This is a genomic window from Sphingobium sp. VMM (genome assembly GCF_056790315.1).
The window spans coordinates 1-303 of record NZ_JBXGSI010000079.1 but is presented as its reverse complement, the minus strand read 5'-3'; the positions used below and the strand labels follow the sequence as shown (position 1 = coordinate 303).

General features: G+C 58.4%; 1 protein-coding gene. It reads right to left on the bottom strand.

Features of this window, described 5'->3' with window-relative positions; all coding sequences use genetic code 11:
• Window positions 1–303, bottom strand: a 303-nt coding sequence (locus ACUCV3_RS27400) for a hypothetical protein (protein ID WP_482241486.1), incomplete at both ends; no start/stop codon positions are given.

Sequence of the window (303 nt, the reverse complement as noted above, 5' to 3'; positions counted from 1 at the left end):
ACCCAACGCTTCAAGCTGGTCGAATACATGCTGCTGCTGATCGCCATCGACTGACCGAGATTGGCGATGAGCGCGCGCACCTTCGCGAAGTGGGGAAGCGTGGTATTGGCCCGCCACGATGCGACGATCTTCGCCTGCCGTGAAGCTTCGGCGCGTGTAGCGGCGACCGTCAGGTCAGTTGCCCGCTTCAATGCGTCCGGCGTATAGCCAGCGAAGTATAGGCTAACAGGACCATCATCTCCTCGGTTAAGAAATAGGATGGCCGGTTCGCCAGCTAAGCCAAGCATCGCAGCATTAGATAGC